Origin of the sequence: Gluconacetobacter sp., assembly GCF_047721585.1 — a bacterium.
In the GTDB taxonomy this organism is placed as follows: domain Bacteria; phylum Pseudomonadota; class Alphaproteobacteria; order Acetobacterales; family Acetobacteraceae; genus Gluconacetobacter; species Gluconacetobacter dulcium.
The window spans coordinates 1-25,241 of the sequence record NZ_JBDNXE010000057.1 but is presented as its reverse complement, the minus strand read 5'-3'; the positions used below and the strand labels follow the sequence as shown (position 1 = coordinate 25,241).

At 67.7% G+C, this 25,241-nt stretch carries 21 protein-coding genes and 1 tRNA gene; 4 read left to right on the top strand and 18 right to left on the bottom strand.

Features of this window, described 5'->3' with window-relative positions; all coding sequences use genetic code 11:
• Together ABF821_RS11870 and rpoH are read left to right on the top strand one after the other, a co-directional pair.
• The coding region (locus ABF821_RS11870) for an RluA family pseudouridine synthase (RefSeq protein WP_415530107.1) at window positions 1–647 on the top strand (647 nt) is incomplete at its 5' end.
• A gap of 250 nt (window positions 648–897) precedes the next feature.
• Window positions 898–1,782 (top strand): RNA polymerase sigma factor RpoH, encoded by an 885-nt coding sequence (gene rpoH / locus ABF821_RS11865; RefSeq protein WP_182972518.1) that lies wholly within the window; start codon window positions 898–900, stop codon window positions 1,780–1,782.
• Between the two features lie 67 nt (window positions 1,783–1,849).
• On the opposite strand, the gene ABF821_RS11860 is transcribed toward rpoH, so the two are convergent.
• From ABF821_RS11860 to argC, 5 genes are all read right to left on the bottom strand, one after another.
• A complete protein-coding gene (locus ABF821_RS11860; protein ID WP_182972517.1) occupies window positions 1,850–3,139 on the bottom strand; it encodes an adenylosuccinate synthase in 1,290 nt (429 codons plus the stop codon).
• 95 nt (window positions 3,140–3,234) lie between these two features.
• The gene (locus ABF821_RS11855; RefSeq protein ID WP_182972516.1) at window positions 3,235–4,380 is read right to left on the bottom strand and encodes an ATP phosphoribosyltransferase regulatory subunit; all 1,146 of its coding nucleotides are present in this window, start codon (window positions 4,378–4,380) and stop codon (window positions 3,235–3,237) included.
• A 49-nt stretch (window positions 4,381–4,429) separates the two neighbouring features.
• Complete coding sequence (locus ABF821_RS11850) at window positions 4,430–5,611, bottom strand: phosphoserine transaminase (protein ID WP_182972515.1); 1,182 nt, start codon at window positions 5,609–5,611, stop codon at window positions 4,430–4,432.
• Window positions 5,612–5,628: 17 nt separating this feature from the next.
• Window positions 5,629–5,712, bottom strand: a tRNA-Leu gene (locus ABF821_RS11845).
• A 91-nt stretch (window positions 5,713–5,803) separates the two neighbouring features.
• Window positions 5,804–6,748 (bottom strand): N-acetyl-gamma-glutamyl-phosphate reductase, encoded by a 945-nt coding sequence (gene argC, locus ABF821_RS11840; RefSeq protein WP_182972514.1) that lies wholly within the window; start codon window positions 6,746–6,748, stop codon window positions 5,804–5,806.
• Between the two features lie 142 nt (window positions 6,749–6,890).
• On the opposite strand from argC, the gene mazG reads away from it, so the two are divergent.
• Window positions 6,891–7,673 carry a nucleoside triphosphate pyrophosphohydrolase gene (mazG, locus tag ABF821_RS11835; RefSeq protein WP_182972513.1) on the top strand — a complete coding sequence of 261 codons (783 nt, stop codon included), beginning with the start codon at window positions 6,891–6,893 and terminating at the stop codon, window positions 7,671–7,673.
• A gap of 6 nt (window positions 7,674–7,679) precedes the next feature.
• Here the strand turns inward: mazG and ABF821_RS11830 are convergent, their stop codons facing one another.
• From ABF821_RS11830 to dusB, 8 genes are all read right to left on the bottom strand, one after another.
• Window positions 7,680–8,516, bottom strand: a complete 837-nt coding sequence (locus ABF821_RS11830) for an inositol monophosphatase family protein (RefSeq protein ID WP_415530106.1) — start codon at window positions 8,514–8,516, stop codon at window positions 7,680–7,682.
• A gap of 42 nt (window positions 8,517–8,558) precedes the next feature.
• Window positions 8,559–9,845 carry a GTPase HflX gene (hflX, locus tag ABF821_RS11825; RefSeq protein ID WP_182972511.1) on the bottom strand — a complete coding sequence of 429 codons (1,287 nt, stop codon included), beginning with the start codon at window positions 9,843–9,845 and terminating at the stop codon, window positions 8,559–8,561.
• Window positions 9,846–9,852: 7 nt separating this feature from the next.
• A complete protein-coding gene (gene hfq / locus ABF821_RS11820; protein WP_182972510.1) occupies window positions 9,853–10,149 on the bottom strand; it encodes an RNA chaperone Hfq in 297 nt (98 codons plus the stop codon).
• Between the two features lie 113 nt (window positions 10,150–10,262).
• Window positions 10,263–11,654, bottom strand: coding sequence for a sigma-54-dependent transcriptional regulator (locus ABF821_RS11815; RefSeq protein WP_114727678.1), 1,392 nt, complete (start codon window positions 11,652–11,654; stop codon window positions 10,263–10,265).
• Window positions 11,644–13,860: an ATP-binding protein gene (locus tag ABF821_RS11810; protein ID WP_415530108.1), complete on the bottom strand. Its 2,217-nt coding sequence runs from the start codon at window positions 13,858–13,860 to the stop codon at window positions 11,644–11,646. Before ABF821_RS11810 ends, ABF821_RS11815 begins: the two co-directional genes overlap by 11 nt.
• Window positions 13,861–13,954: 94 nt before the next feature.
• Complete coding sequence (gene ntrC, locus ABF821_RS11805) at window positions 13,955–15,409, bottom strand: nitrogen regulation protein NR(I) (protein WP_415530105.1); 1,455 nt, start codon at window positions 15,407–15,409, stop codon at window positions 13,955–13,957.
• 83 nt (window positions 15,410–15,492) lie between these two features.
• The gene (locus tag ABF821_RS11800; RefSeq protein ID WP_415530104.1) at window positions 15,493–16,611 is read right to left on the bottom strand and encodes a two-component system sensor histidine kinase NtrB; all 1,119 of its coding nucleotides are present in this window, start codon (window positions 16,609–16,611) and stop codon (window positions 15,493–15,495) included.
• A complete protein-coding gene (dusB, locus tag ABF821_RS11795; RefSeq protein ID WP_415530103.1) occupies window positions 16,611–17,672 on the bottom strand; it encodes a tRNA dihydrouridine synthase DusB in 1,062 nt (353 codons plus the stop codon). The genes ABF821_RS11800 and dusB overlap by 1 nt, the downstream gene beginning before the upstream one ends.
• Before the next feature lie 230 nt (window positions 17,673–17,902).
• Here dusB and ABF821_RS11790 point away from each other — a divergent pair, with 230 nt between their 5' ends.
• The gene (locus tag ABF821_RS11790) at window positions 17,903–19,057 is read left to right on the top strand and encodes a bifunctional 2-C-methyl-D-erythritol 4-phosphate cytidylyltransferase/2-C-methyl-D-erythritol 2,4-cyclodiphosphate synthase (protein ID WP_415530102.1); all 1,155 of its coding nucleotides are present in this window, start codon (window positions 17,903–17,905) and stop codon (window positions 19,055–19,057) included.
• A 475-nt stretch (window positions 19,058–19,532) separates the two neighbouring features.
• On the opposite strand, the gene ABF821_RS11785 is transcribed toward ABF821_RS11790, so the two are convergent.
• From ABF821_RS11785 to ABF821_RS11765, 5 genes are all read right to left on the bottom strand, one after another.
• Complete coding sequence (locus ABF821_RS11785; protein ID WP_183009411.1) at window positions 19,533–19,745, bottom strand: hypothetical protein; 213 nt, start codon at window positions 19,743–19,745, stop codon at window positions 19,533–19,535.
• A gap of 134 nt (window positions 19,746–19,879) precedes the next feature.
• Window positions 19,880–20,647, bottom strand: a complete 768-nt coding sequence (locus ABF821_RS11780; RefSeq protein ID WP_415530101.1) for an ATP12 family chaperone protein — start codon at window positions 20,645–20,647, stop codon at window positions 19,880–19,882.
• Entirely contained in the window at window positions 20,644–23,091 is a 2,448-nt protein-coding gene (locus ABF821_RS11775; protein WP_415530100.1) for an AsmA family protein, read from the bottom strand. The genes ABF821_RS11780 and ABF821_RS11775 overlap by 4 nt, the downstream gene beginning before the upstream one ends.
• Window positions 23,092–23,094: 3 nt before the next feature.
• Window positions 23,095–24,072 (bottom strand): RluA family pseudouridine synthase, encoded by a 978-nt coding sequence (locus ABF821_RS11770; protein WP_415530099.1) that lies wholly within the window; start codon window positions 24,070–24,072, stop codon window positions 23,095–23,097.
• Window positions 24,069–25,241 (bottom strand): replication-associated recombination protein A (locus tag ABF821_RS11765; RefSeq protein ID WP_415530098.1); only part of this gene is annotated, 1,173 nt, incomplete at its 5' end. The genes ABF821_RS11770 and ABF821_RS11765, both read right to left, overlap by 4 nt.

Here is a 25,241-nt window from a genome sequence, read left to right as displayed (position 1 = left end):
CACCGGGCAACGAGGACGGCACGCTGGTCAACGCCCTGCTGGCCCATTGCGGCGACAGCCTGACGGGAATCGGCGGCGAGCGACGCCCCGGCATCGTGCACCGCCTGGACAAGGATACGTCGGGCGTCATGGTCGTCGCCAAAACCGAACAGGCGCACAAGGCCCTGTCCGACGCCTTCGCGACCCGCGATATCGACCGCACCTATCTGGCCTTGGCATGGGGATTGATGACCCCCGCCAGCGGCGGATTCGAAGGCGCGATCGGCCGCGACAAGCGCGACCGCAAACGCATGGCCGTGGTCACCCACGGCGGCAAGGCGGCACTGACGCATTACCGCACCCTCTCCACCCACCATGGCGCGCTCAGCCTGGTGGAATGCCGGCTGGCGACCGGCCGCACCCATCAGATCCGCGTCCATTTCTCGCATGGCGGCCACCCGCTGGTCGGCGATCCCGTCTATCTGCGCCGCATCCCCGCCGCCGCACGCACCCTGCCCGACGACGCGAAACGCGCCGCACTGGATTTCCCGCGCCAGGCCCTCCACGCCGCGCGCCTGGGCTTCACCCATCCCCGCACGGGCGAAGCCATGCTGTTCGAGACCGCCCCGCCGGCCGATTTCAAGGCGCTCATGGCAAAGATTGCTTAGTTTTAAGGCAATATCCCAGGAGCTTCCTTGACGCTCCCAGACCGGGCCGATAGGCTTGGTCCATGCTTCGACGGGTGACGCTACCGTCGGAATGGACGTCCCGCGACGGTGCGGCCCTCGGAGGGGGTGCCACGCGGGGACGTGAAGTCCATCCACGCGTCATACGGGCCGGCCATGCAACCCTGTCGCCAGATGTGCCTTTAGGACATCAGCGGGACATGGCCTCCCTCAGGGAAAAGGAGTCCGACCAATGGCCTCTTCAGTTCTCAATGTTGGTCCCGAGACCAACCTTTCAAGGTACCTCCAGGATATCCGCAAGTTTCCGATGCTCTCGCCGGAAGACGAGCAGCGTCTGTCGCGGAGCTGGCGGGACAAGGGCGATACCAAGGCCGCGCATACGCTGGTCACCTCGCACCTGCGCCTCGTCGCCAAGATCGCGATGGGATATCGCGGCTACGGCCTGCCGCTGGGCGAACTGATCAGCGAGGGCAATATCGGGATGATGCAGGCGGTCCGCCGCTTCGACCCCGATCGCGGCTTCCGGCTGGCGACCTATGCGATGTGGTGGATTCGCGCCGCGATCCAGGAATATATCCTGCATAGCTGGTCGCTGGTCAAAATGGGCACCACCGCCGCCCAGAAGAAGCTGTTCTTCAATCTGCGCCGCCTCAAGGGCCAGATGCAGGCCATCGACGATGGCGACCTGCAACCCGAACAGGTGAACCAGATCGCCAAGTCGCTGGGCGTGCCGGAACAGGACGTGATCAACATGAACCGCCGGCTCTCGGCGCCCGATCACAGCCTGAACGCCCCCCTGCGCGCCGATAGCGAAGGCGAATGGCAGGACTGGCTGGTCGACGACCACGACAACCAGGAAGAGACGCTGGCGGAAAGCGAGGAATTCAGCGGCCGCAAGGCCCTGCTGGACAACGCGCTGAAAACCCTGAACGCGCGCGAACGGCATATCCTGACCGAACGCCGACTGAAGGACGAACCGTCAACGCTGGAAGATCTGTCGCACACCTACAACATCTCGCGCGAGCGGGTGCGCCAGATCGAGGTCCGGGCCTTCGAGAAGGTGCAGGCCGCGATGAAGGCGGAAGTCGAAACCCATCGCGGCGCCAGCGCGGCCTGACCGCCCGGCAAGACCCCGACAAAAAAAGGGCCGGACCATCACAGGTCCGGCCCTTTTCGCATGGGCGTCAGCCCTCGAAGGGGTCGCGCATCAGGATGGTGTCGTCACGCTCCGGGCTGGTGGAGAGCAGCGTCACCGGCGCTTCGACCAGTTCCTCGATCCGGCGCACATACTTGATCGCCTGCGCCGGCAGATCGGCCCAGGAACGGGCACCACGGGTGCTGTCGGTCCAGCCTTCCATCGTCTCATAGATCGGGGTCACCCGAGCCTGCGCCGCCGGAGCCGACGGGAAGCTGCGGATTTCCTTGCCGTCCAGCTCATAGCCGACGCAGACCTTGATCTCCGGCAGCCCGTCCAGAACGTCCAGCTTGGTCAGCGCCAGCCCGTTGATCCCGCCGACGCGCACCGCGCGACGCACCAGCATGGCGTCGAACCAGCCACAACGGCGCGGACGACCGGTCACGGTGCCGAATTCATGCCCGCGCGTGCCCAGCGTACGCCCCATCTCGTCATGCAGTTCGCTGGGGAACGGCCCCTCGCCCACGCGCGTCGAATAGGCTTTGGCAATCCCCAGCACGAAACCGACCGTACCAGGCCCCACGCCACTCCCCGTCGCCGCATTGGCCGCGATGGTGTTGGAACTGGTCACGAACGGATACGTCCCATGATCGACATCCAGCATCACCGCCTGCGCGCCTTCGAACAGGATGCGGCGGCCGGCCCGGCGCGCGTCGTCCAGCAGATCCCACACCGTGTCCATATAAGGCAGCACGCGGGGCGCCAGCGCATTCATGTGATCAAGCAGCGCGGCCTTGGTAAAGGTCGGCGCCCCCAGCCCGGCCAGCAGCGTATTGTGATGCAGCAGCAGTTCGTCCAGCTTCCAGTCCAGCGTCTCCGGCTCGGCCAGATCGCACAGACGGATGGCCCGACGCGCCACCTTGTCTTCGTAGGCCGGGCCGATCCCACGCCCGGTGGTCCCGATCTTGCGCGCACCACGCGCCTCTTCGCGGGCACGGTCGATCGCGCCATGTACGGGCAGGATCAACGGCACGTTCTCGGCGATGCGCAGCGTCTCCGGCGTCACCTTCAGCCCCTGCGCCGTCACACGGTCGATCTCGGTCAGCAGCGCCTCAGGATCGACGACAACGCCATTGCCGATCACACCCATCTTGCCACGCACCAGGCCGGAGGGCAGCAGCGACAGCTTGTAGGTCTGGTCACCCACCACCAGCGTGTGGCCGGCATTGTGCCCACCCTGGAAACGGACGACGATATCCGCCCGGCTGGCAAGCCAGTCGACGATCTTGCCCTTCCCCTCGTCACCCCATTGGGCGCCGATCACGGTGACGTTGGACATCAGAAGCTCCTCAGAAAAACGATCCGGCCGGAACGCAACACAAAAGGGGCGGCACCGGCCGCCCAGCCGCCCAGCCGCCCGGCTTAACAGGCGCGTCAGTTCAGCGCCACCACTCCGTCGCCGGCCACGATCATATCGCATTCCAGCCGCCGCGCCTCGGCCTTGCTGTCCGCGACAGGCACCAACCCATCGACGGTCGCATACCCCTCGGCCCGCAACCGCTTGCCGACTGCCGGATCGCAGTCCACGGGCAGAAACACGCGTACCCGGCCAGCCCTGGCGGGCGCCGCCCGCAGCAACGCCTCAGGCCGCAGCGTCAGGCCACAGGCCGGCTCGTCATTATTGGACACATAGCGTCCACCACGACCCAGCTCTTCATGCTGCCCACGCGCATACACCGTCACACAGACGCCGGTATGATAATGCAGCCCCCGGAATTCGACCGGGTCAACGGTCAGGCGGATATCCGGCACCCGCGCCGTGATCGCGGCAAAGGTGGCGGCCAGACGCTCGCTCAGCACCCGGACAGGCGCGGGCAGCACCAGGCCGCCCAGCACCGACAGCGCCCGCTCGGCCGGCCCGGCCGCATGCAGCAACTCGGTCAACACCGGCGCCAGCCCACCGGCCAGCTTCGCCACCGCCGCCGCATCCTTGCGGTCCAGCGCCCGCATCAGCGCCTGCCGCTCGGCAGGGGTAAAGCCCACTTCCGCAATCAGCGCCGGCACCAGCGGCGGCATCGTCAGGTCGAACGACACGCCGGGCACACCCAGTGCCGCCAGCGCCTCGGCCCCCAACGCCACCACTTCGGCATCGGCCTCGGGCGTATCCGGCCCGATCAGTTCGATACCGGCCTGCGAAATCTGCCGGTCGCTCTCCCGCGCTCCACCACTCGCCTGCACACACAGCCCGGTATATGAAAGGCGCAGCGGGCGCGGCGCATCGGCCAGCCGCGTCGCGGCAATCCGCGCGATCTGCGGCGTGATATCGGGCCGCAACGCCATCATCCGCCGCGTATCCGGGTCCATCAGGCGAAAGGCCTGATCGGCCACCGCCGCGCCGGACCCGCTCAGCAGCGTATCCTCGAACTCCAGCAGAGGCGGCTTCACCCGGCTGTAGCCATGCGAAGCAAAGACCCGCATCAGGCTTTCCATACCGGCGGCCTCGGCCTCGGCATCGGAAGGCAGCAGATCGACAAAGCCTGCGGGCAGCAGGGCAGGATTGGGAGGCGGATCGTCCGTCATGCGCGCGCCTATATCATCCTTGCGGCCATTCGTCAGCCCACGCGCCAGATCAGGCGAACTCTGAGCGCACTTGGGCTTCGGCCCAGTCCAGCCACGGCATCAACGCACGCAGGTCATCGGCCTCCACGGTCGCGCCGCCCCATAGCCGCAGCCCCGGCGGCGCATCGCGATAGCTGCCGATATCCAGCCCCACGCCCTCTTCTTCCAGCAGACTGACAATCCGTTTGGCCGCCTTGGCCTGCGTCGCCGCATCCAGCGCCACGAACCAAGGCGCCACAATGGTCAGGCAGATCGCGGTGCTGGACCGCTCGGCCGGGTCAGCGGCCAGAAACGACGCCCAGCCGGACTGCGCGACCCAGTCCGCCACCACCGCCAGATTGGCCTGGCTCCGGGCAATCAGCGCCGGCAGCCCGCCAATGGCCTCGGCCCAGCGCAGCCCGTCCAGCGCATCCTCGACACAGAGCATGGAAGGCGTATTGATCGTATCGCCCTTGAAGATACCCTCGATCAGCCGCCCCTTCGCCGTCAGGCGGAAAATCTTCGGCAGCGCCCGCGGCGGCGGTGCCGCCTCCAGCCGGCGCACCGCGCGCGGCGAAAGGGCCAGCATGCCATGCGCGGCCTCACCGCCCAGCACCTTCTGCCAGGACCAGGTCACCACATCCAGCCGATCCCACGGCAGATCCATCGCAAAGGCGGCCGAGGTCGCATCGCAGATCACCAGCCCGTCGCGCTCCACGGGAATCGGCGCGCCATCGGGAATACGTACGCCCGACGTGGTGCCGTTCCACGCCAGCACCACGTCATGCGCCCAGTCCACCTGCCCCAGATCCGGCAGGCGGCCATAATCGGCCTCCAGCACCCGCGCGGCCGGCGCGTGCAACTGGTTGATGATATCGTCCGCCCACGTCGCCGAAAAACTCTCGAACGCCAGCACATCGACCGGCCGTTCGCCGACCAGCGACCACAGCACCATCTCCACCGCGCCGGTATCCGATGCCGGCACGATCCCCAGTTTCCAGTCATCCGGCAGGCCGAGGATGGCGCGCGAGCGGGTAATGACCTCGTTCAGCCGGGCGCGACCCTCGGGCGCGCGATGCGAGCGCCCCAGCAGCGCGCCGGAGAGCGCATCCAGGGACCATCCCGGACGCTTGGCGCACGGGCCGGAGGAAAAACAGGGATTGGCGGGGCGCACGCCCGGCTTCGCGATCGCGTCGGGAGAGAGAGCAGACATCATCCGGTCCGGAGAAATGGTACGAGAGAGGGGACTCGAACCCCTATGCCTTGCGGCGGTCGATTTTGAGCCGACTACGTCTACCGTTCCGTCACTCTCGCCTGCGGGCCTCCTTATCAGCAAACCGGGCCGGCAGGCAATCGCGCAGGAACGATCAAACGACCATCTGGCAAACGACCATCCAGCAAACCATCACCCGGCGCGGGGCGCCGGCGCCGCCAGCCCCAGCATCAAGGCGATATTCTGGATCGCGGCGCCCGAGGCCCCCTTGCCCAGATTGTCCAGCCGCGCGGTCAGCACGGCCTGCCGCCGCGATTCGTTGGCATGAACCCGCAATTCCATCAGGTCGGTCCCCGCCAGCGTCTCGGCGGAAAGGTCTGGCATGGCCTCAGCCACGCTGATCCGATCCGAACCGGCATAGAAATCGGCCAGCACCGCCCGCAGGTCACCCCCCGTTGCCGGCACGGCCAACATATCCAGATGCAGCGGCACCGAGACGATCATCCCCTGCGGAAAATGCCCGACCGACGGCACGAAGACGGGCGCACGGGTCAGCCCGGCATACCGGGTGATCTCGGGCAGATGCTTGTGCTCCAGCCCCAGCCCATACAGCAGGAAAGCCGGCCCACCGTCGTGCTCATGCGCCTCGATCATCGCCCGGCCGCCGCCGCTATAGCCACTCACCGCATTGATCGTCAGCGGCGTATCAGGCGCAAGCAGCCCCGCCTCGACCAGCGGCCGCAACAGCCCGATCGCCCCGGTCGGATAACAGCCGGGGTTCGAAACCCGCGCCGCCCCCGCGACCTGTGCGGCGCACCCCGCGCCCATTTCCGGAAACCCATAAACCCAGTCCGGATCAACACGAAACGCCGTGCTGGCATCCAGCAGACGCGGCGCCCGGCCACCGGTGGCCGCGATCTCCGCCGCCATGGCCGCCGCCTCGCGCGACGCCGCATCGGGCAGGCACAGCACCACCAGATCGACCGATTCCATCATCGCACGACGGGCACCGGCATCCTTGCGCTGCTCCGGCGCGATCGAACGCACCGTCACCGGCAGCGCGTCGAGGCGCTGGCGAATGCCCAGCCCCGTCGTGCCCGCCTCGCCGTCAATGAAAACCGTCGCCTGTCCGTCCATGATATCCCCCATCCTGGGCGCGGGACTATAATCCCGCTCCGCCCCGCCAGCCAGAGCTTCCAGCCCCGTGCCACGCTGGACGCGCCCGCCACACCGGTGCAGAGAGAAAACGATCCCGCCGATACCAGCACGGAGCCCCCGGATGTCCGACGCCGCCCAGGCCCTCTCGCGCCTTCTCGACATCATGGCCCGCCTGCGCGACCCGGTCAGCGGCTGCCCGTGGGACCGCGCGCAGGATTTCGCCTCGATCGCCCCCTACGCGATCGAAGAAGCCTACGAGGTCGAAGACACCATCGCCCGGCAGGACTGGGCCGCCCTGCCCGACGAACTGGGCGACCTGCTGCTCCAGGTCGTCTATCACGCCCGCATGGGCGAGGAGGCCGGCCTGTTCGATTTCGCGACCGTCGCCAGCATGATCGGCGACAAGATGGTCCGCCGCCACCCCCACGTCTTCGGCGATGCCGCCCTGGCCCCCGGCCAGTGGGAAGACGGCAAGGAACAGGAACGCCTCGCCCGGCGCGAGCGCGGCACGCTGGCCGGCATTCCCACCGCCCTCCCCGCCCTGCTGCGCGCGGGCAAGCTCTCGGCCCGCGCCGCCCGCGTCGGATTCGACTGGCCCGAGGCGAAGGACGTGGCCGAAAAGGTGGATGAAGAAATCGCCGAACTGAAAGTCGAACTCGATTCGGGCGACCGCGACCGAATCGCCGACGAACTGGGCGACGTGCTGTTCACCCTCGCCACCCTGGCCCGCAAGCTGGACCTCGACCCCGAAGCCTGCCTGCGTCAGGCCAACGCCAAATTCACCCGCCGCTTCACCGGGGTCGAACAGCATCTGGCCGAACGCGGCATGACCCCGGCCGACAGCACCCTGGCCGACATGGAAGCCGCGTGGCAGGCCGTGAAGCGGCAGGAACGCAAAGCCTGACCGGAATCAGCCCGGGTCGAGCAGCAGGTCCCGCAGATCCTGCCAGCTTGCCCGATCGGGGGCATAAAGCAGCCCCCCGGCCCGATCGGTCACGCAATAGGGCGATCCGTCGAAATGGGCACAATAGCCGCCAGCCTCGCGATGGATCAACCAACCGGCCAGATGGTCCCACGGCATGGTGCGGTTGAAGAGCAGGAAATGGCATTGCCCATCCACCAGCATCAGATATTCATGCGCCGCACAGCGGAAATCCCACGACCCCATCACCCGTGGCAGATTGCGGGCCACGAGGTCGCGCATGGGGCGCGGCAGATAACGCCACGAGGCATTGCCGCACATCTCGGCCGCTGGCACCGGCGGCGCACAGCGTAACGGCCGCTCGGCATCGTCCGCTCCCACCAGCCAGGCCCCTTCGCCACGCACCGCCAGCGCGGCGATATTACAGATCGGGTCCAGGATCGCCGCCCCGATCACCTCGCCCCGCCGCAGGATCGCCACCATGACGCCGAACAGCGGCACCCCCGCCGCGTAATTCGCCGTCCCGTCGATCGGGTCGATCACATAGGCCAGATCGGCGTCTTCGATGGCGTCCATCAGGTCGGGCCGGGCGCAGACGGCTTCCTCGCCGATCACCACCGCACCGGGCGAAAGACGCAGGAAAGCGGCCGTCATGTCATGTTCGGCCGCTTCGTCGGCCACCGTCACCACATCCATCTTGCTGCTCTTGCAGCGGATGGCATCCGCGCCCAGATGGCGGAAGGACGGCATGATCCGTTCCGCCGCCGCCTGCCGCATGATGTCCAGAACCGTGCGCATATGCGCGCCCGAAACCGCGACCGTCATGACATTGTCTCCCCTTCCCGGCCATGCGGCCCGGGCGGGCGCCTACCGGTCGCGATTGGCCAGTTGCTGTTCGAACCGGGCGCGATCGGCCGGCAGCAGCCGCACCGTCACCACAATAGCCTGCTCGCCGTCATCGCGCGACGTTACTTCGCCATGAGCATACAGCCATGCCAGCAACGCACCGTCCTTCACCGGAATGGTGTAGTCGACGATTTCCATCGCTTCGGTCAGGCGCTGGTCGATCGCCGCCAGCAATTCCGGCAACCCGTCGCCGGTCATCGCCGAAATCGCGACGCTCCCGGCCCGTACCGGCACCGCGTCGCACCCGCCCAGCAGGTCGGCCTTGTTCTGCACCTCGACCACCCGCCGGCGCCAGTCGGTCTCCAGCGTCCCGCTGTTCGCCATGCCTTCCAGCACCTCTTCCACATCGGCGCGCTGCGCCGTGGTGTCGGGGTGCGAGATATCGCGCACATGCAGGATGATATCGGCCTCGGCCACCTCTTCCAGCGTCGCGCGGAACGCCGCGATCAGTTCCGTCGGCAGGTCGCTGATGAACCCCACCGTATCGGAAAGGATGATCCGCCGGCCCGACGGCAGCCGAATCCCGCGCATCGTCGGGTCCAGCGTCGCGAACAACTGGTCCTGCGCATAAACGGTCGCCCCGGTCAGGGCATTGAACAGGGTGGATTTGCCGGCGTTGGTATAACCGACCAGCGCCACGACCGGAAACGGCACCCGCCGCCGCGCGGCCCGATGCAGCCCACGGGTGCGCCGCACCTGCTCCAGTTCGCGCTTCAGCCGCACGATGCGGTCGCCGATCATCCGGCGATCGGCCTCGATCTGGGTCTCGCCCGGCCCGCCGAGAAAGCCGAAGCCACCACGCTGCCGCTCCAGATGCGTCCAGGTCCGCACCAGCCGGCTGCGCTGATATTCCAGATGGGCCAGTTCGACCTGAAGCGAGCCTTCCTTGGTGGCGGCGCGCTCGCCGAAAATATCCAGGATCAGGGCCGTGCGGTCGATCACCTTGCAGCCCAGCGCCTTTTCCAGGTTCCGCTGCTGCACCGGCGTCAGGCGGGTATCGACCACCACGACGGCGACCCGATCCTCCTGCACCGCCTGGCGCAGCGACTCCACCTGGCCGCTGCCCAGCAGCGTGGCCGGCCGGCGCGCGCGCAGCAGCAGCACCGCCTGACGCACGATCACCAGCCCGATCGACGCCGCCAGACCCACGGCTTCTTCCAGCCGGGCTTCGGCGGCGCGAACCTCGTCCTGACGGTCAGGCCGCTCCCAAGGCAGGATGACGGCCGCCCGCGTGGGCGACTGCGCCACGGGTACGTCAGACGAGATCGGATTCCCCCGTCAGATCCTTGTCGGACAGATCCACAGCCGCGCCTTCGGGGCGCGAGGGGTCGAACAGCATGACCGGCGTCGCCGGCATCACGGTGCTGATCGCGTGCTTGTAGACAAGCTGCGTGTGGCCATCACGGCGCAGCAGGACGGAAAAATTGTCGAACCAGGTGATGATGCCCTGCAACTTGACACCATTGACCAGAAACACCGTAACCGGCGTCTTGGAGCGCCTGACATGGTTGAGAAAAACATCCTGAACGTTCTGCGTAGGTTCTTTTGCCACGGTTGGGCCTTACTTGCTCTGTCGGCGAAGACGAACGCCGCGCAAGCCGCTCCGTTCCCCGCCAATAATTCGGTTGGCCCTCTCTAGCAGGCCCTTCCCCATGGGGCAAAACCTCATCCTGCGCCCCGCTCGTCGGACGTCACGCCCAACTGCTTCAACTTGCGGTGCAGCGCGCTGCGCTCCATGCCCACAAAGCCCGCGGTGCGGCTGATATTGCCGCCGAATCGCAGCAACTGGGCCTGGAGATACTGGGTCTCGAACAGGTCGCGCGCCTCGCGCAGCGGCAGGCCCATCACGTCGGCGGCCGGGTCGAATTTCAGCAGCGTCGGCGCCCCCTGCCCCACCTGCGGCGGCAGCATCTCGGCGCGGATCGGGTCGGTGCCGTTCCCCGGCATCATGATCAGCAGCCGCTCCATCAGGTTGCGCAACTCGCGCGAATTGCCGGGCCAGTCATAGCTCTGCAAGGCCGCGATGGCATCGCCCGACAGGTCGCGCAGCGGCAGGCCGGCATTCTCCGCCGCCCGGTGCAGGAACATCCGCGCCAGACCCGGAATATCCTCGCGCCGCTCCCGCAGGCTGGGCACGCGCAGCGGCACCACCGCCAGCCGGTAATACAGATCCTCGCGGAACCGCCCGGCGGCAATCGCCTCCTGCAAGTCGCGATTGGTCGCCGCCAGCACGCGGACATCGACCTTCACCCGCGTGGCCCCGCCCACGCGCTCGAAACTCTGGTCCTGCAACGCCCGGACGATCTTGCCCTGGGTCTCGATCGGCATGTCCGCCACTTCGTCCAGCAGCAGCGTGCCCCCGTGGGCGCGCTCCAGCACGCCGGTGCGCCGCCCGCTGCCGTCGGCGGTGCCCTCGATGCCGAACAGTTCTTCTTCAAAGCGGCCCGGCGCCAGCGTGGCGCAGTTCAGGGCGACGAACGGCCCCTCGGTCCGGCGCGACCGGGCATGGATCATCCGCGCCGCGACCTCCTTGCCCGCGCCGGCGGCCCCCGAAATCAGCACGCGCGAGCCGCTGGGCGCCACCCGCTCGATCTGGTTGCGCACGGCAGCAATGGCCGGACTATCGCCGAACAGCGTCGCCTCGGCGCCCGCGCGCAGCCGCAGCTCCGCGTTCTCCCGCGCCAGACGCGAGGCCTCCAGCGCCCGGCGGACCACCAGCAGCAGACGATCGGACTGAAACGGCTTCTCGATAAAATCGTAGGCACCGTGCTGAAGCGCGGCCACGGCCGTCTCGATCGTGCCATGGCCGGAAATCATGATCGTGGGCACGACCGGTTCCTCGCCCTGGATCGCCTGGAGAATACCCAGCCCATCCAGCCGCGACCCCTGCAACCAGACATCTAGAATCACCAGTGACGGCCTGCGCGCCCTAAACGCGCTGATCGCCGAATCCGAATCCCCCGCCAACCGCGTCTCGTATCCTTCGTCCCGAAGGATACCCTCGATCAGCAGCCGGATATCCGGTTCGTCATCAACGATCAGGATTTCATGCGCCATGCTCGTCCTTTACCGGCAGTACCAAGATCGAAACAGCCCCCCGCCCGTCTGGCCTGTCTTCCAGACGGATACTTCCCCCGTGATCTTCCAGAATTTTCTTGACGATCGCCAGCCCAAGCCCGGTCCCCTTCGGCTTGTGGGTCACATAGGGCTCGGTCAGACGCCGCCTGTCTTCCTCAGGCAGACCGATCCCATCGTCGACGACCGCGATGTGCGCGGCCGCGCCTTCGATACGCAAGACAATCCGGACAGCACCGACCGATCCGGCCGGGCGATCGGCAGCATCACCATCTTTCGGAAGCATTGCAATGGCATCGGCGGCATTTTGCAGCAAATTGGTCAACGCCTGCCCGACCAGCCGCCGGTCACAGGACACGACCGGCCCATGATCGGGCAGGTCGGTCTCGTACCGGATCTCGGGATGCGCGTTGCGTTGCAGGATCAGGGCCTCGCGCACGATTCGCGACAGGTCCTCGGGCCGCATGATCGGCTGCGGCATCCGCGCGAACGCCGAGAATTCGTCCACCATGCGCCCGATATCGCCCACATGGCGGACGATCGTATCGGCGCACTGGCTGAACGTCTCGGGGTCGGAGGTGATTTCCCGCAGGAAACGGCGCTTCAGCCGTTCGGCCGCAAGCTGGATCGGCGTCAGCGGATTCTTGATCTCATGCGCGATCCGCCGCGCGATATCGGCCCACGCCGCCTTGCGCTGGGCGGCCTGCAAGGCCGTGATGTCATCGAACGTCACCACATACCGGTCAGGCGCCCCCCCGGTGGTCTCGCTCCCGATCCGGACCAGCAGCGTGCAGGCTTTCGTGCCCGATCCCACATGGATCTCGCCGGTCCACACCCGGTCGGGCGCACTGGCCGCCTCGTTCAGCATCGGACCGAACTCGGGCACCACATCCACCAGATGCCGCCCGACGGCGGCCGTCAGATCATGCTGCAACAACACGCTGGCCGCCCGATTCGGCAGTTCGATCACCTGCTGCGCATCCAGCCCGATCACCCCGGCCGACACGCCCGAGAGCACCGCCTCGGTAAAACGCCGGCGCTCGTTGATCTGCCCATAGGCGATCATCAGTTCGGACCGCTGGCTGGAAAGCTGGTCGGTCATGCGGTTGAAGGCACGCGACAGGCTCGACACCTCGTCATGCCGCTCGCCTTCCGGCACCCGCACCTTCAGGTCGCCATCGCTGATCCGCTCCGAGGCCAGGATCAGCAGTCCCAGCGGCCGGACGATCTGGTTGGCCAGCACCAGCCCCACCAGCACGGCGGCAAAGAGCACCAGCAACCCCACCAGCGCGAAGATCAGCACGAAGGTAAACTGGATCTTGGACCGGTTCCGGTTCAGCCGCTGATAATCGGCCACCACCATTTCGGTCTTGTGCATGTGGTCGAGAATCGACGGATCGACCGGCCGGGTAATCACCAGCATCAGCGCCGGCGTATCGCCCAGCGAAATCACCGCCCGCACCGTCTTTTCGTCCGGCGAATCGAGAATCGCGATCTCGTTGGTCCGGGCCATCATGGTGGCCGAGGGCGGCGGCAGGGCCTGCATGTCGCCCGCCCGGCTCATCAATCCGCCCTTGGCCACCACGGTATTGGTCAGCGGATCATAGATCACCGCCTCGTTCAGCCCGCGCAGGGTCGCCTGCGAATCCAGCACCTGATCCAGCGCCTCGGGGTCATGCATCAGGTCCGACCCCGACCCTTCCAGGCTGTTCGCGGCCCCGGCGAGGTAATTGGCCAGCGAGAACGCCTCGGTCCGGATATTGGCGTTATGCTCCTGCAAATACCCGCGCGAGGCTTCGAGCGCCTCGTTCAGCGCCGTGTTCACCCGGTCGCTGAACCAGATCTGGATGCCGTAATGAAAGAAGACGGCGGCAAACGTGCCCACGACCACCGTCGGCGCCACCGCGACGATGCCGAACAGCGTGACAAGCCGCACATGCAGCCGCGCCCCCGCCAGACCGCGCCGCCGGTCGGCCATCACCCGCCCCAGCCGCTCCGCCAGCGCCAGCGCCAGCAGCAGCAGCACGAGGAAGTTGAGGATGAAGATCAACGCCTGGATGTGCGGATAATGCGTCACCGACATCCCGCCCGACAGCACGACGAAGGTCGCAACGCCGAAGCACAGCGCCAGCGCCACCAGCGCGATGGCGACATTCCGCCGGGCGAGCAGGCCGAACAGCCCGCGCATCAACCCCATTCCCGACGCCAGCCGTCTCAGATTGAAACCGTGCCGCGGGGTCAGCACCAGATTGTCGCCCAACGCATGAAAAGACTCATGGCCGTCAGCTTACGCCGCGAACGACCGGTATTTCCAGATCCCGTATCTTCTTGCGCAGGGTATTGCGGTTCAGGCCCAGCATCGCCGCGGCCTTGATCTGGTTGCCCCGCGTGGCGGCCAGCGTCATCTGGATCAGCGGCCGTTCGACCTCGGCAATCACCCGATCATAGATATCGTGCAGCGGCATGCCATCCTGCCCCGACGCCAGAAAATGCCGGATATGCCGGGCCACGGCATCCGCCAGCGGTTCCTTGGCCAGAATCTCCGGCGCTTCCGCCTCCTGGTCGTGCGATGCCGCTTCCGCCAGTTCCTGGTCCACCAGGTCCGCCGTAATCGTCTCCTGCGGATACAGCGCCGCCAGACGGCGCATCAGGTTTTCCAGTTCGCGCACATTCCCCGGCCAGCGACTGGCCTGGAGGCGTTCGATCGCCCCATCGGCCAGGATCTTGGCCGGCAACCCGTCCTCGCGACTGCGATCCAGAAAATGCCGCGCCAGCAGCGGAATATCCTCCACGCGCTCGCGCAGCGGCGGCAGGCGGATCGGCACCACATTCAGCCGATAGAACAGATCCTCGCGAAACGTCCCGGTCCGGATCGACTGGCGCAGATCGCGATGCGTCGCCGCGACAATGCGGACATTGGCCCGAATCGGCAGCCGCCCGCCAACGGTGGTGAACTCGCCCTCCTGCAACACGCGCAGCAGGCGCGTCTGCGCCTCCGGAGGCATGTCGCCGATCTCGTCGAGAAACAGCGTCCCCCCCGCCGCCTGCTCGAACCGGCCCGGATTGCGGCTGGTCGCCCCGGTAAAGGCTCCCCGCTCATGCCCGAACAACTCGCTCTCGATCAGTTCGCGCGGAATGGCCGCCATGTTGACGGCCACGAACGGCCCACCCCGCCGGCGCCCGTAATCATGCAGCGCCCGCGCCACCAGTTCCTTGCCGGTGCCGCTTTCGCCATTGATCATCACCGTCAGGTCTGAGGTCGTGAGCCGCGCGATGATGCGATAGATATCCTGCATCGCCATCGACCGGCCGATCAGCGGCATCCGCTCCTCGGATTCGAGCGGCGCCGCCGGCTCGGCCAGCGTGCGGGCCGGCGCGGCCAGCGCCCGCTCCACCACCGCCAGCAATTCCTTCAGGTCGAACGGCTTGGGCAGATATTCGAAGGCCCCGCGCTGGGTCGCCTTCACCGCCGTCATCAGCGTGGATTGCGCGCTCATCACCAGCACGCGCATGTCCGGCCGCGCCCGCTTGATGCGCGGAATCAGGTCCAGCCCGTTCTCGTCGGGCATCACCACATCGGTAATGACCAGATCGCCCTCGCCCTCCTCGATCCACTGCCAGAGGGTGGCGGCGCTGGCGGTGGTGCGCACCTGATAACCGGCGCGCCCCAGCGCCTGGCTGAGAACGGTGCGGATGGAACGGTCGTCATCGGCAACAAGAATGGTCGGAAGGGGCATACGAAATCCGGTCTCTCACTCGAAACGGGCAACAGGGAATAGACATTCAAGGAACGCAAAATACCGCCGCGCGGCGTCGCGGGTCAGGGGTGCGCCCGCCCCTCCGCCACCACGGGCAGGTGCAGCAGGACTTCGGTCCGACCGGGGCGGCTGTTCACCTCGATCACCCCGCCATGATCGCCGATGATCTTGCCCGCCAGCGCCAGCCCCAGCCCGCTCCCCCCCGCCTTGGTGGTCAGGAAGGGCTCGAACAGATGGGGCCGGATGCTGTCGGGAATCCCCGCCCCGTTATCGCGCACCGACACCACCAGCGGCAGTTCGACGCGCTGCTCCATCCCCGGCACCGCCAGACGCACGCCATGGCGATAGGCGGTACCGAGGGTGATTTCCCCCTTCCTGCCCTCTCCGGCAACGGCTTCGGCGGCATTCTTGACCAGATTCAGCAACACCTGCACCAACTGGTCGCGATTCCCCCACACCGGCGGCAGCGACGGGTCATATTCCTCGATAAAGCGAATATCGGCCGCGAACCCCTTTTGCGCCAGCAGCCGCACATGCTCCAGCACGCGGTGAATGTTCACCGGTCGCCGCTCCAGCGGCTTGTCGCTGAAAATCTCCATCCGGTCGACCAGGTCGCGGATACGGTCCGCCTCATCGCGGATCAGCACCGCCAGTTCCCGGTCACTTTCCGAGACCGATCCCTCCAGCAACTGCGCCGCGCCCCGGATGCCCGAGAGCGGATTCTTCACTTCATGCGCCAGAATCGCGGCCATGCCCGAGACGCTGCGCGCGGCGGAGCGGAAGGTAAGCTGCCGATCCAGCGCCCGCGCCGCCGACGAATCGTGAAAGGTCAGCAGCACCCCGTCCGGATGCTCGGCCACCAGCGTCCCCTGCACGGTAATGCCGCTGCGATGCAGCCGCGGCCCGTCCAGATTCAACTCATGCTCCGCGATCGTCACCCCATCGCGCCGCACCTGCTCCACCAGCAGAAAGATCGGATGGTCGGACGCCAGCACGTCCGAAAGATGCATCTGCTCCAGATGCTGGCTGGACATGCCGAAGAACGGCTCGGCCGCGCTGTTGACGTGGCGGATACGGTTCTTCTCCCCCACCAGCATCACCGGCAGGGGCATGGCATCCAGCAGCGCCGCCCCGTCCGGCCGGGGCAGCGCGTCGGGCGGCAGGCTCGCTTGCATGGGCATCAGGCCGCCTGGGCGGCGTCCTGGCCGCCCGACACACCGCCCCGGCGCTCCCGGCCCGACCCGGCGGCAATCTGGCGGTCGTAGAAATCCCCGATCATGGCAATCGCCACCGCCGCCTCGTCCACCCTGTTGATCGCGGCCCGGAAACCCGCCGAATCCGGCAGGCCGGCCGAGTACCACGACACATGCTTGCGCGCCAGGCGCAGGCCCGGATGCGCGCCGAAATGCGAGAGCATCATGTCGTAATGCTCCAGCACGATCGCCTTTTCCGTCGCCAGATCCGGGTCCGGCACCTCTTCACCGGTCGTCAGGGCATGCCCCACCTGCGCCAGGAACCACGGCCGGCCATAGCAGCCGCGCCCGATCATCACCCCGTCGGCGCCCGACTGCGCCAGCGCCCGCCGCGCGTCATCAACGGTCAGGATATCGCCATTCACGATCACCGGCAGCGAAACCGCTTCCTTCACCGTGCGGACGAAGGCCCAGTCGGCGGTCCCGGTATAGAATTGCTGCCGCGTGCGGCCATGCACCGTAACCATGCGGATTCCGGCCTGCTCCGCCATCCGCGCCAGCACCGGCGCGTTCAGGCTGGCATGGTCCCAGCCCATGCGCATCTTCAGCGTCACCGGCACGTCCACCGCCCGCACCACGGCCTCCAGCAGCCGCCCCGCCAGCGCCTCGTCGCGCATCAGCGCCGAGCCCGCCTGCTGGCCCACCGCCACTTTCTTGACCGGACAGCCAAAATTGATGTCGATCATGTTCGCGCCGCGATCGACGGCGATCCGCGCCGCCTGCGCCATCGCCTCGGGCTCGCAGCCGGCAAGCTGCACGGCATTCGGCCCCTCATCGTCCGCCACTTCGGCCATGCGCAGGGTCGCCTGATTCTCGCGTACCATGGCCCAGGACGCGATCATCTCGGACACCACCAGCCCCGCGCCCAGGCGGCGCGCCAGGCGGCGGAACGGCAGGTCCGTCACGCCCGACATCGGGGCGAGAATCACCGGGGTGCGCAGCACGACACCCCTCCCCAGATCGACAGGACGCAACAATTCGGACGACATGGACGGCACTACCCTCATCTGGGCTGACAGATCATGCCTACGCCTCGCGGCGCGACACCGGGATGGACGAATTTCCAGCATGGATGCTCAGGATTTAAGCAGAATATCGACTTTGAAAGCATCACGCAATCGCGATAGCAGCCAAACGGGACGGAAACCGAGCGGCCAAGGCCCGAAACAAATGCGTCCCGGCGCTTGACGGCGCGGGGCGTCCGCCGCATTGCTCCGCCATGCGTGTTGCAGCCATTCTTCTTGCCGCGGGCGTGGGCCGACGTTTCAGCGCCACGACGGCATCGCCTGTCGCCAAGCAGTATCTGACGCTCGGCGGCCGGCCCATCATCCGCCACGCGGCGGATGCCCTGTCTCCTCATGTGGACCTGCTCCAGCCGGTCGGCGACACCGCCGCGCTGGCCGATGCCCTGCACGGTCTGGACACCCTCCCGCCCGTCGCCGGCGGCGCCAGCCGGCAGGAAAGCGTCCGCGCGGGGCTGGAGGCGCTGGACCGCCTGCCGGCATCCGAACGCCCCGACCTCGTGCTGGTCCATGACGGCGCCCGCCCCTACGTCCCCGCCGAGGTCACGCGGGCGGTCATCGCGGCCCTCACCAGCCATCCCGGTGCCATTCCGGCGGTGCGCGTGGCCGACACGCTCAAGCGCGGCCATGGCGGCGTCATCACCGCCACCGTCCCGCGCGACGATCTCTATCGCGCCCAGACCCCCCAGGGTTTCCGCTTCGCGCTGCTGCGCGACCTCCATCGCGGCGCCGCCGCCACCGACGCCACCGACGACGCCGCCCTGCTGGAAATGGCGGGCCACACGGTCGCGCTGGTCGCCGGCTCGGAAGACAATATCAAGCTGACCTACGAGGAAGATCTGATGCGCCTGGAACGGCTGATCGGTCCGACATTGCTGCCGCGCACCGGCATCGGGTACGACGTGCATGCCTTCGCCGAGAACCGCCCGCTGATCATCTGCGGCATCACCGTGCCCCACGATCGCGGCCTGGCCGGCCATTCCGACGCCGATGTCGGCATCCACGCCCTGTGCGACGCGATTTACGGCGCCCTGGCCGAAGGCGATATCGGCCGCCACTTCCCGCCCAGCCAGAACGAGTGGAAGGATGCCGACAGCGCGCGCTTCCTCATCCATGCCGGCCAGCGCATCCGCGACCGTGGCGGCATGCTGGTCAACGCCGATGTCACGCTGATCTGCGAACGCCCCAAGATCGGCCCGCATTCCGAAGCGATGCGCCAGCGCCTCGCGGACCTGCTGGAGGTCGACATCGACCGCATCTCGGTCAAGGCCACCACCTCCGAACGACTAGGCTTCACCGGCCGCGAAGAAGGCATCGCCTGCACCGCCAGCGCCACAGTCCTCGTTCCCTGAAGCCTGCCCGGAAATGCGCGCTGGTGGCGATCCGGCGCGCGTTTCCTGCGCTTCGCTGCTCACGGCCATCAAGGCCGCTCCGCTGCGATGCTCGGAAACACACGCCGGCCGTGCCGCTACGCGGCACTCTCGCTCACCAGCCCACATTTCCGGGCAGGCTTCCCACCCCCCGGCCAAGTGAACACCAGCATCTCGTGCACGGCCGTCAAGGCCACTCCGCCGCGATACCTGAAAACACATCCGGCCGTGCCGCTACGCGGCACTCTCGCTCACCAGCCCACATTTCCGGGCAGGCTTCCCACCCCCCGGCCTGAGCGAACGCCATAATCTCGTGCACGGCCATCAAGGCCACTGCGCCGCGATGCTCGGAAACACATCCGACCGTGCCGCTGTGCGGCACTCTCGTTCACCAACCCACATTGCCGGACAGGCGTCCCGCGCCCCGCCCCGTGGCAATACCGGAATTTCGCCTAATTCAGCCGTCGATTGCCATGATGACGACGACGACGGGCACGATTGCCAGCAGCACCCAGGCGCCCATGGCACAGGTCGCAACCCAATGGGCGACACGCTGCCGCACACGGCGCGACGACCCGGCATGATCTACCTGGCCTTTCGATGCCCGGTCGATCTCATGCGCGGCAATCCCCGGCATTTCCGAAAGCGGCCGCAAATCGATCAAAGCCATGCGCTCACTCCTGAGTCGTCGTTGTTCTCCGTCCCTTCTACAGCGAAGCTCTGTAACAAAGTGTTTGGCTCGGTGTCGGAACGCAAGCCGGAAGCTGCCGACACTTTATGGCGGTTCCATGACCACCCGCGCCGTTACGAATCGGCGTGCAACAACGCCAGAAACGATGCCGCGTCCTTAACATCCAACGCCAGCCCCTCCAGACGCGCAGCCTGCTCGGCATCCTGCCCCCAGAGTTCCATCTGGGTTCGCTCGTCCAGCGTCGCGCAGGCCATGGCCTGTTCCGCCGTCAGCCGTCCATCCACCAGCGCCAGCCCAAGCACCAGACTGCCCAGCGCCGGCACAGCCACGCCCAGCGCGGCCAGCGCCCCGTCCGCCAGCCCCTCAAGCACCGATTGCAGCCCCGCCAGCGCCTCGGGCGGCTGATCGACCGGCATCACCCCGTCGGTGCTCCGCAGCACGACACCATATCGGGCACGCAGCCATTCCAGCCACGGGCCCCATTCCTGCTGCTGGCGTTCGACCAGCAGCGCCGGGTAGCGCACGCGGTAACACAGCAATTCATGGCGGGCGTATCCCAGCAACACCCCGATCACAGCCGCCCGATCGGGCGCGATCCGCTCCAGCATCGTCCCCGCGATCCGTGTCAGCCGCAGATCGGACGGCGCGAAATCGCCCCCCTTCCCGCCACCGCCCGCCGCCTGCCATTCCCCAGCCAGGGCCTCGGCCAGCGCCCGGCTCCCCACACGCAGCACCGCCCCACCCGGCAGACGCACCGGCCGACCATCCAGCCGGACAGCAAAACCCTCGGGCTCCGACACCACCTCGGCACGGTCCCAGAAACGCCGCCGCGTGGCGGTGGCAGGGGCGGAAGAACGGGGCGTCACAGGCGTATCACTCATCGAAACAATCCAAGCCCACGCAGAATATTCATCACTTTCGGCGCCTTGGCCTTCGGCGCGGCATCCGGCGCCGGGCCGGGCTGCTCCTCGCGCGCCGCCTTCAGCGCATCGGGGCATGGATCGCCCATCGCCGCCGACGGCCCGATGGTCAGCATGAAGCGATGCCCCGGCCCCGCCGCTTCCGGCCGGGGCTGCGGCGCCCGGATGGTGCCGGCCACCACGATCGGCATCGAGGCGCCGCTGCCGCCGATCAGCAATTGCGGCATCAGATGCAGGTCCAGGTCCTGCTGCGCCAGACCGATCGTCCCATGGCCCGTCATCGCCAGCCGAAAGGTCTGCAACCCGATCGTATCCAGCGCCGCCCGCCCGTCACCCAGCGTCATATGCACGCCCAGACAACGCAGCGCGACCGAAGTCCCCCGTGTGGCGGCGGAGGCATCCGGCCCCAGCAGACGGCCCAGAGTATTGCCGTCAATCTGCCCCCTGACCATCGACAGACCCAGATGCCCGCCCAGATTGTCGCGCAGCGCAGCACGATCATTCCCCTGGGTCTGCACGCTGCCGACCAGTTGCAGACTGCCGCGCAGCATCGGCGTCAGATCGAAAGCCTGGGCCAGCCAGTCGGCCGGCAGCACCAGCGTCCGCACATCGGCCGACAGGCGCGGCACCGCCCCCGACGCATCGACGGACAGCACGGCATCCAGACTGCGCCCCACGCCATCGGCATGCAGCGGATCAATCGTCAGATGCCCGCCCCGCAACACCAGATGAGCCTCGGCGGCATGATAATCCTCGTCATACAGCCGCATCCGGTCCGCCGTGAGGTCCAGATCCCCATCCATCTGCCGCAGACGCTCGAACGGCAACGGCGCATCATCCGCTGCCCCCTCCCGCACCGCCGATGGCGCGCCTCCATCACCCGAAGGCTCCGCGGCCGGGGCGGCGGCACGCACCGTATCCACATCCAGCCGGCTCGCATGCAGCCGCCCGTTCAGCAGCGGAACCCCATTCGTCCCCCCCTGCCGGAGAAAAGAGAGGTCCCCATCCAGCGTCATCTGCGCCGAATCCAGCCGCAGATCCGTCAGCCGGATGTCGGAACCACCCCGAACCGCCAGATGCGCATCGGCCGTCAGATGATCCAGCACCAGATTGCCCGGCAGCGACAGCCGGCCGGCGGTCAGATGACCGTCCAGAGCCGACTGTCCGCCCCCGACCGTTCCTCCCAGCCGCAGACTCCCACCCGCGACATCCACCACCAGATCCAGCGGCATCGCACTGCCCAGAACGCTGCGTGCGGCGGCCAATGTCTCGGCCGGCGTCCCCAGCGTGCCATGCAGCGCGAACGGCTGGCCGGCATAATGCCCGGCGGTCTCGATCGCCACATGATCGGCCGGCGTCGGCGCATCCACCGCCAGTCGATCCAGCACCAGCCCACGCACCACCGGCACACTGCCGATCGCCCCGGTGCGCAGCCGCACCTGCCGCAGACCCGGCATGGGCGCGGTGTCCGATCCCAGATCGACCACACGCGCCGTCAGGTCGATATCGTGGACATCAGGCAAACCCGCATGCACGAACAGGCGGTTGAGATCCGCCAGCCGCCCGATCGCCAGATGCACCGCCACATCATAGCCGCGCAGGCGCATGGGGTCGGAGAGGGTACCGTCCAGCGTGGCGGACCCCGCATCCCGCCCCTCGATCCGCAACGAAGCCTGCAAGCGCACCGGCCATGCCGAACGCTCCGCCGCGAAAAGCTGGCCGACCTGCCCCGACACGCTGACGATCGCGGAGGAATCCCCCTGCCGATGCCCCTGCATTTCGATCGCGGGCTTCGCCCCGGTCAGCCCCGACAGATCCAGGCTGTCCAGCGTCACCGCCCCGCTGGCATGGGCGCGCCGATCGTCCCAGCGCAGATCGGCATCCCTGACCCGCACGCTGCCGATGCGGACCCGCCATGGGGTCGAGGGGAAAGAAACACCCCCCGGCGGGCTGTCCGATTCGGCCGGGGGCTGCATCTGCCAGTTCGCGCGCCCGTCCGCCATCCGCTCCATCAACAGGTCGGGATGGGTCAGGCGCACATCTTCCAGCCGGATTTCGTGCCGCAACAGCGGCAGCAGCGCCAGCCGCGCATCCAGTTCGGTCGCCGTCAGCATCTCCGGCCGCGCCCCGCCCGGCATGTCCGACAACGCCAGATCCCGAACGGAGACCGACGGGTAAGGCAGCAGATGCACCTGCACCGCCCCCACCTTCAGTACACGGCCGGTCTGGTGCCACACCGCCGCCACCGCCTTCTCGCGCAACCCGACGGGATCAAGCCGCATCCACGCGCCCATCACGCCGGCGCCCCCCAGCAGCACCAGCACGACGAACAGCCTCAACAGGCGCAGGAGACGGCGCTTCGGTCGCGGCGGCTTCGGCTCCCCTTCCAACACGACCGGCAGCATGGCTCAGCTCCGCCGAGGCGCCGGCGTCGCGCCGGCGGTAAAACCGAGTTGCCGGAACGTCTCGCGCATGTGGGCCGGCAGTTCCGCCGACACCTGCAAGCGCCCGCCCGCCGGATGCGGCAGATCCAGCGACCGCGCATGCAGATGCAGCCGATCGACGAACCCCTCGGGATGCGCGGCCTCCCCGCCATATTTCGGATCACCCAGAATCGGCGTCCCCAGCGCCTCGCAATGCACGCGCAACTGATGGGTCCGCCCCGTCAGCGGCGACAGCGCCAGCCAGGACAGACGACGCCCGGCGGCATCCAGAACCTCATATTCCGACAGAGCATGGGCCGCGTCCTCATCCTTGCGCGACGCCACCACCGTCAGCGCCCCCGGCCCCACTCCCAGCCGGGCCAGCGGCTGGTCGATCACCCCGCTGGCCGGCGTCGGCCGACCGACCACCACCGCCCAGTAGGTCTTGCGCACATCGCGCCCACGGAACGACGCCGCCAGCTTGGCCGCCACACCAGGCGTCCGCGCCAGCAGCAGCAGCCCCGAGGTATCCCGGTCGATCCGGTGCACCAGACGCGGGCGCGGATCGTCGTCATTGTCCTTCAACGCATCCAGCATGCCGTCCACATGGTGGACGATGCCCGGCCCGCCCTGTACCGCCAGCCCGGCCGGCTTGTTCAGGACGATCACCTGCGCATCGCTGTACAGCACCATGCCGCGGATCTCGCGCACCGTCCGCTCGTCCAGCACGGGCCGGGGCGGCGGCGCCGGGCGCGCGGCGGCAGGGATCGGCGGCACGCGCACCGTCTGCCCCGGCACCAGACGGGTCGCGGTATCGGCACGCTTGCCATCCACCCGCACCTGTCCCGTGCGGCACAGTTTCTGCAACGCCCCCTGGGTCAGATGGGGATAATGGCGGCGAAACCAGCGGTCGAGGCGGATATCGGCTTCGTCATCGCTGACGGTCAGGGTCACTACACTCATGACTGACGGCTTTCCCGCAGTCTGGCCCACCTGTCCAGCCGTCGCGCGATTTCCGCCTCGAATCCCCGCCCGCTGGGGCGATACAGCGATTCGCGCCGCATCTCGTCCGGGAAGTAATTCTGGCCGGAAAATCCCTCTTCGCTGTCATGGTCGTATTCATATCCCTTGCCGTAGCCGAGATCCTTCATCAGCCCGGTCGGCGCGTTCAGGATATGGGCCGGCGGCATCAGGCTGCCGGTCGCCTTCGCCAGCCGCCGCGCCGCCTTGTAGGCGGTATAGACGGCATTCGATTTCGGCGCGGTGCCCAGATGCACCACCAGTTGCGCCAGCGCCAGCTCCCCCTCGGGCGAGCCGAGTCGCTCATAGGTCTCCCACGCCGCCACCGCCAGCGGCAGCGCCTGCGGATCGGCCATCCCCACATCCTCGGCCGCGAAGCGGGTCAGCCGCCGGGCGATGAAGCGCGGGTCCTCTCCCCCTTCGAGCATCCGCGCGAACCAGTACAGCGCCGCGTCGGGGTCCGAGCCCCGCAGCGATTTATGCAGCGCCGAAATCAGGTTGTAATGTTCCTCGCGGTCCTTGTCGTACAATACGGCCCGCCGCGCCAGCAGCGCGGACAGCCCCTGCCCGTCCAGCGGCGGCCCCTCCGGCAGCGCCAGCACCTGCTCGACCATGTTCAGCAGATACCGCCCGTCGCCATCCGCCATGGCGCGCAGCGTCGCCCGCCCATCCGCCGTCAGCGGCAGGTCCCGCCCGCTCTCGGCCTCGGCCCGGCACAGCAGCCGCTCCAGCGCGTCATCATCCAGCCGCCGCAGCACCATGACCTGGCAGCGCGACAGCAGCGCGCCATTCAGGGCGAAAGACGGGTTCTCCGTCGTCGCCCCCACCAGCACCACCGTCCCGTCCTCGACCACCGGCAGAAACCCGTCCTGCTGGGCGCGATTGAAACGATGGATCTCGTCCACGAACAGCAAAGTGCCCTGTCCGATGGCCGCCCGCTGCCGGGCCTCCTCGAAAGCCCGCTTCAAATCCGCGACCCCCGAAAACACGGCCGAAATCTGCACGAAGCGCAGCCCCGCCGCGTCGGCCAGCAGACGGGCGATGGTCGTCTTGCCCACCAGCCCGGGCGGCAGCCGCGGCCACCGGAAAAGCACGCAGACCAACACCCCACC

Excerpts from the sequence above, each read along its gene's own strand:
- ABF821_RS11780 (WP_415530101.1), bottom strand. The coding sequence starts at position 20,647 with ATGAGTGATACGCCTGTGACGCCCCGTTCTTCCGCCCCTGCCACCGCC.
- ABF821_RS11850 (WP_182972515.1), bottom strand. The coding sequence starts at position 5,611 with ATGTCTGCTCTCTCTCCCGACGCGATCGCGAAGCCGGGCGTGCGCCCC.
- ABF821_RS11790 (WP_415530102.1), top strand. The coding sequence starts at position 17,903 with ATGCGTGTTGCAGCCATTCTTCTTGCCGCGGGCGTGGGCCGACGTTTC.
- mazG (WP_182972513.1), top strand. The coding sequence starts at position 6,891 with ATGTCCGACGCCGCCCAGGCCCTCTCGCGCCTTCTCGACATCATGGCC.
- ABF821_RS11860 (WP_182972517.1), bottom strand. The coding sequence starts at position 3,139 with ATGTCCAACGTCACCGTGATCGGCGCCCAATGGGGTGACGAGGGGAAG.
- ABF821_RS11810 (WP_415530108.1), bottom strand. The coding sequence starts at position 13,860 with ATGCGCGGGCTGTTCGGCCTGCTCGCCCGGCGGAATGTCGCCATCGCG.
- ABF821_RS11815 (WP_114727678.1), bottom strand. The coding sequence starts at position 11,654 with ATGGCGCATGAAATCCTGATCGTTGATGACGAACCGGATATCCGGCTG.
- ABF821_RS11785 (WP_183009411.1), bottom strand. The coding sequence starts at position 19,745 with ATGGCTTTGATCGATTTGCGGCCGCTTTCGGAAATGCCGGGGATTGCC.
- ABF821_RS11775 (WP_415530100.1), bottom strand. The coding sequence starts at position 23,091 with ATGCTGCCGGTCGTGTTGGAAGGGGAGCCGAAGCCGCCGCGACCGAAG.
- ABF821_RS11855 (WP_182972516.1), bottom strand. The coding sequence starts at position 4,380 with ATGACGGACGATCCGCCTCCCAATCCTGCCCTGCTGCCCGCAGGCTTT.
- argC (WP_182972514.1), bottom strand. The coding sequence starts at position 6,748 with ATGGACGGACAGGCGACGGTTTTCATTGACGGCGAGGCGGGCACGACG.
- rpoH (WP_182972518.1), top strand. The coding sequence starts at position 898 with ATGGCCTCTTCAGTTCTCAATGTTGGTCCCGAGACCAACCTTTCAAGG.
- ntrC (WP_415530105.1), bottom strand. The coding sequence starts at position 15,409 with ATGCCCCTTCCGACCATTCTTGTTGCCGATGACGACCGTTCCATCCGC.
- dusB (WP_415530103.1), bottom strand. The coding sequence starts at position 17,672 with ATGTCGTCCGAATTGTTGCGTCCTGTCGATCTGGGGAGGGGTGTCGTG.
- ABF821_RS11830 (WP_415530106.1), bottom strand. The coding sequence starts at position 8,516 with ATGACGGTCGCGGTTTCGGGCGCGCATATGCGCACGGTTCTGGACATC.
- ABF821_RS11770 (WP_415530099.1), bottom strand. The coding sequence starts at position 24,072 with ATGAGTGTAGTGACCCTGACCGTCAGCGATGACGAAGCCGATATCCGC.
- ABF821_RS11800 (WP_415530104.1), bottom strand. The coding sequence starts at position 16,611 with ATGCCCATGCAAGCGAGCCTGCCGCCCGACGCGCTGCCCCGGCCGGAC.